The organism is Photobacterium sp. OFAV2-7 (genome assembly GCF_022347985.1).
Lineage (GTDB): Bacteria > Pseudomonadota > Gammaproteobacteria > Enterobacterales > Vibrionaceae > Photobacterium.
On record NZ_JAKRFQ010000310.1, the window covers coordinates 1 to 5,356 of the forward strand.

Below are 5,356 nucleotides of genomic sequence, written 5' to 3' on the forward strand. Positions count from 1 at the left end.
CTATGGTGCTTTTCCAAGCCACGTGTCACACCGCGCAGCATCTGGATCGCATCTTCTTCATTCGGCTCACCGACAGCAACCAGTTGGAAACGACGTGTAAGGGCTGCATCCGTTTCAAAATACTGCTTGTATTCAGCCCATGTCGTTGCCGCAATGGTGCGAAACTCACCGCGAGCTAAAGCAGGCTTCAATAAGTTGGCTGCATCATTCTGGCCTGCGGCACCACCAGCCCCGATCAAGGTATGCGCTTCATCGATAAACACAATAATGGGATGAGGTGATTGCCTAACCTCAGCAAGTACATCTTTAAGGCGATTTTCAAACTCCCCCTTAATACTTGCACCAGCCTGGAGCAAGGCCAGATCCAGAGTACGCAACTCAACATTCGCCAGCGACGGCGGTACATTGCCGTCGACAACCTGCTGTGCAAGACCTTCAACAATTGCAGTCTTGCCTACACCGGGATCCCCGACCAGAATCGGGCTATTCTGCCGACGACGACAAAGTATATCGATAGACTTTCGGATCTCGGTATTTCGACCTGAAATAGGGTCCAACTCACCGTTCCTCGCAGCAGCAGTCAAATTATGGGTATATTTATCCAGTGCAACGGTACCTGCCTCGCCTCCCGCAGAGACATCTGCAGAACCGGTAGTGGAATCAGGTCGTTGGGTCGGCTGTTGCTTGGTAGCGCTCGCTTTAAGTGACTCCGATGACAGACTGTTCAACCAGTTACTTAATTCGCCGTTATATCCACCTTGCTCCATCCGCTGTTTCATTACCAGCAGGATGTGATAGCCGTTAACCTCAGCGTGACGATGATTAACCGAAGCCAACAACCAGGCATCTTTAATCAACTCTACCAAGGTCGGTGACAACGCCGGAGAACTCTCATTTCCCCGAGACAAACTATTCAAATGGCGGGATAGCAGATCCACGACCTGATCGCGACCAATATTCCCTTGCTGCAATAACTCAATCCAGCCACTTTTGGGCTCGTTCAGTAGCTGATTAAACCAATGCTCTTGTTCAATACTAAAATGAGTACGGGCCATGCAATCGCCCGCTGCAGCTTCAAGTGAACTTTTTAATGGTAAGGCGATACGTTTTACCAAGCTCTGTAATTCAACATTGATCATGCTGTATCCTTGCTGTTATTTAAGTGGCATTACCACGTGTTCTCGAGTTATCTGCTTCGGGGCAAGCCAAGTCGACTGCGCCAGGCGAATATCAGAACGGCTGCAAGTGCTTAAACGCAGACCGGGCAGATACTTACCGTCAACCTTTATCATCAGCTTCAGCTTGAGATCGACACCCATGTAATGCCGAACAAATGCCTCTATCGCTCTGACCAGTTGATGGTCATCTCGAATCTGGTTGAACTGAAGGTTATTGTTCGGTTTGATCATTATTTCAAGGGACTGGAAAGCGATAACGGCACTCTTGCCCACCAAAGCACCAAGACCTAATTGATTGTTTTGCCCTGTTTTACCCAACTTAGTCACGCTACATGGCAACAGTGGTACATAGTCCACATCGCCATATTCAACATCAAAATCGTACTCAAAGTAGTCAATCAGCAACTGCTTTAAAGTAAGGGGGCATGACAATTTCAGGCCAAACAAGCCGGAATATTGAATCAAGTGGCCTGAGGGAAGAGTACGATTATTACCAAGGTCACCGTTAAGATTCGCTAACATAGCAGTCAACGACATGCTGTGACGATTCCAGTCAAAATGCTCTTCTTCGGCCTGGGCTGCCATATCGTTCTTGAGCTCTGCCTGACAATGCAAACGGTAATAACGGTTATTAAACCCATTCAAAAAATCAACCAGCGCATAGTTCCCCTGCTCAAACAGCTCCCTGAGCGACTCGTTATAGCTAGAACGGGGCATGACGCCCTGGCTACCAGACAGCGCAGGCAAATCACAGGTAAATGCCCATTGGCTGGCAACCGGGTTGCTGACTTCAACAATATCTGCCTGCTGATAGGCAGGCAGCAGGCTGGCTGTGAACGATACAGTCGGCCTTATACCCAAGGTGGCAGCCTCATGCTTAACCAACTGCATGGCTCGATGAAGGTCAAAAGTGTATGGCTGATCAAGAAGCCGAGTCAGAGCATGTTCTTGCACCCGGACCTCCTTGGAAATACCTTATACTCCCCTTCAGCACCTTCAAGCATTATCACCACCTGGGTAAAGCTATTAAAGCCGGCGAAAAACGCAAAAAAGCGGTCCAGCAGCCGAGACAACAACTCGATACCGCCTCCCCCCAATTCCTTGGCACTGAGGGTAATACTGATACGGGTGCCGTAGGCAAAACAGCTTTTGCCTGAAATACGGATCGGCGCGACAACCTGTTCTTGCTCAATACCTTGTATCGCCGCGATATAGGCCATGTTTTGCGAACTTTCGGTATGATTATATAAATTCAGCATTGCCTTCAGCGCTGCGACTGGATCGTCCGCTCCCAGCAGGGAGTGATAGTTAAAGTGGAGGTGAGCAAGCAAAGGCCAGGCATTTTGTTCAGCCGATTTGATTCGGATCTGCCTGGTCGGACGGCGCAGCAATTGCAACCGTGCTGGTAGCGAAATGGAATCGCGACAGCTTACCTGGCTAGATATCGATAGGTGTCCGGCTACCGCACCATCGGAACATGTTGCCGACACCAGCCAAGTTCGAGCTTCACTGTTGGCACTTTTATGCTCAAGATCGGCCACACGTAGGCTACTTTGCAACACGGATTCGCTATGCCAGTCCTGTACCAACTGCCACCTGAGACCTGTCTCAGCCCCTTTGTATTTTTCACCATACAAGGGCGGTACCGAACAGCTCTGGCGCTCAGTGACATCGAGCACCTGCTCTATGGCAAACAGCTGAAGCTGTTGCTGGCCGCCAGCATCCAATACTATCGGGTACTGACTATGGCCAAAATCTACACTGAGCGGTTCAGCCGTCATCGATTGCAAATTAATAATCGGCGTGCAGAACAAATGAAAGTTATCTGCGCCAAGGCTTCGTGACAGATCGACCGCCATATCATCGAGAAACAGCTGGATCTTTATCTCACTGGTATTGGCATATTGCAGCGACTGAGCGAGGTCCAAAGCAATAACATGAAACCGTTCAGGAAAGGTAAAAAATTCTGTCAGTAGCTGAAAGCCACCAAAACTACGCGAACTATAAGGTAGAACCTGCTGCTGACTTTCAAAACCAACGGGTTGTAGCGCATCACTGCCCAGCGATATTCGCTGCTCGCCGTACTGCACGCAGACTTCCTTCACCCCACCTAGCAGGTGATCATACAACCGGAGTATCGACTGGGTTTCACCACGCAGGAACAGCTCCAAGGATGTCAGATCAAGATCAGAAAACAAAATACTCGGATCAGTAGTATGAAGCTGAATTTCCAGCATCGCCTTGGCATGCTCAGCTCCGTTCGGTTTCTCGGTATCAAAAGGGGCCATCGCCACATGCGCAGATGCTATCTTGACCGGATACAAGGTCAAATCCTGACAAGTACGGAAAACCGTCGTATCTATATCAGTATCCGATATACCGAGGTGAGTGCCTTGGGGAATAAAATGTCTGGCGCTAACCTCATCAGAAGGCTGCATTTTCAAAATACTGTATGCCGGGATCGGACGAAGATAATGCGGAAACAACAATCGCAGCAAGCTATCGGTCAGCTGTGGGAACGAGTCATCCAGCCGCTGTTGTAGCCGGGCATTAAGCAAAGCCACGCTATCAATCAAACGGGAAATCTGAGGGTCATCAACACTGTCGTCACTGATCCCCAGAGACTTGGCTGCTCCAGGGTGGCGACGAGCAAATTCACCCGCCTCCTGACGAATAAATGCCAGCTCTTGTTCAAAATAACTTAGTAACGACTCAGACAAGGTTCGTTTTCCTTACATCTAAACTACTGGTGGTAAAATCAAGGCTAGAGTCAAGCACCACCACTTCATCACCGAACTTGCTGCTGATCAGACCTTCAATCCGGAACTTGAGCTTATTGGTTGCAACAGAGTTTTCGTCCAACTCAACAACGACGTCTTTCAACCGCGGTTCAAACTTAACAATCAGCTGCTTAACGTCATGGAGAATCAGATCACTGCTGCTCTTTCCTTGACTGCGCAACGAGCTCACCATACCTAAGGTCGCAATAGACTCATGGACCTGGGAACTCAATTCCGGGCTCTCCCACATCGGAGCCCTCGCCGACAGCACAGCAGACAGGTTTTCAATGATGGCATCACGAATATCATCAACATCACCACGCCATTGGCCTTTTAGCTTAGCCATCAAACTCATACTGTTTCTCCCAGCTTGTCGGACGAAACATCTGTCATTAGCGTTATATGAGTATCGAGCATTTCATACTGGTATTGTGGCTGCAGTTTGATTTCACAGCGGTAACGAGTCGTATCATGGCGATCCGCAATAAAACGAACCTCCGCATGCTTAAGCGGATAACGCGCCATTATTGACTCGTCGCCATAATCAACATTGCTGATATAAGTCTGCAACCATCTATCCAACTCGCGCTGGCATGTTGCCGCGCTATCAAAACTACCGACCTGATCCCGCATCTGGGCTTTGATATAGTGGCCAAAGCGACAGGCCATCAAATTGGTTTGCAGCATTCCGCTAGTTTTGCTCGCTTCGCTGACAGGCTTCCACACAGACTGATTACTAAACAGCCCCAGCTGGCCGCTGAGATAAAGACTAGAAACCGGGACAAATCCTTGATCGGCCCAAAAGCTGTCACTCTCACTGAATATATCGATACGCGCTTTAAGTGGCGAACAAGCACTGCCATTTAAATCTATCAGCACCCCATGATTACCGGTTGCATCATGTGCCCGCAAAAAACCAAACCAGCTAATCCGATCAAATTCACGGATCACGTTGGCAGCCAGCAAATAAGCAGCATTGCCCCACAAAACACTTTTATTGGTATTGGCTTCACTGAACACAAACCCAGCAGGGTAATGCTGCCAAGGGGCTCGAATCCGATACTCTGGCAGAACCAAATGTAGAAATCGGCTCGAATGATGTTCACGCAGTAACTGCCAGCTCTGAAGATCCTGGCTAGTCAGAATACGATCTATCCTTGCGTGATCATGGGCTAATCGGGACGGGTCATCTCCGAAGAAATAATTATCGACTCCCAGTACGACCGGACACAGCGAGCGTTCCCCGAGCTCAGCCAGTAATTGCAACGTATAAAGATCATCGAAATCACACTTTTCATCCAGATCAGAGTGAACATGATGATCAACGACCAGCAACCCAAACGGCTGGCCACCTGCAGTATCCAGTTCTTTGGAATACACTTTTTTAAACAGCGCACT

5 protein-coding genes are annotated in these 5,356 nt (G+C 48.9%); all 5 read right to left on the reverse strand.

Going from position 1 to position 5,356, the window contains the following annotated elements; translation table 11 throughout:
• Window positions 1–1,139: AAA family ATPase (locus MHN01_RS15430; RefSeq protein ID WP_239412155.1), on the reverse strand; the 1,139-nt coding region annotated here is incomplete at its 3' end.
• 15 nt (window positions 1,140–1,154) lie between these two features.
• A complete protein-coding gene (locus MHN01_RS15435; RefSeq protein ID WP_239412156.1) occupies window positions 1,155–2,132 on the reverse strand; it encodes a type VI secretion system baseplate subunit TssG in 978 nt (325 codons plus the stop codon).
• On the reverse strand, window positions 2,114–3,898 hold the full coding sequence (gene tssF, locus MHN01_RS15440; protein WP_239412157.1) for a type VI secretion system baseplate subunit TssF: 1,785 nt from the start codon (window positions 3,896–3,898) through the stop codon (window positions 2,114–2,116). Before tssF ends, MHN01_RS15435 begins: the two co-directional genes overlap by 19 nt.
• Complete coding sequence (tssE, locus tag MHN01_RS15445) at window positions 3,891–4,313, reverse strand: type VI secretion system baseplate subunit TssE (RefSeq protein WP_239412158.1); 423 nt, start codon at window positions 4,311–4,313, stop codon at window positions 3,891–3,893. Before tssE ends, tssF begins: the two co-directional genes overlap by 8 nt.
• The coding region (locus MHN01_RS15450; protein ID WP_239412159.1) for a type VI secretion system contractile sheath domain-containing protein at window positions 4,310–5,356 on the reverse strand (1,047 nt) is incomplete at its 5' end. The genes tssE and MHN01_RS15450, both read right to left, overlap by 4 nt.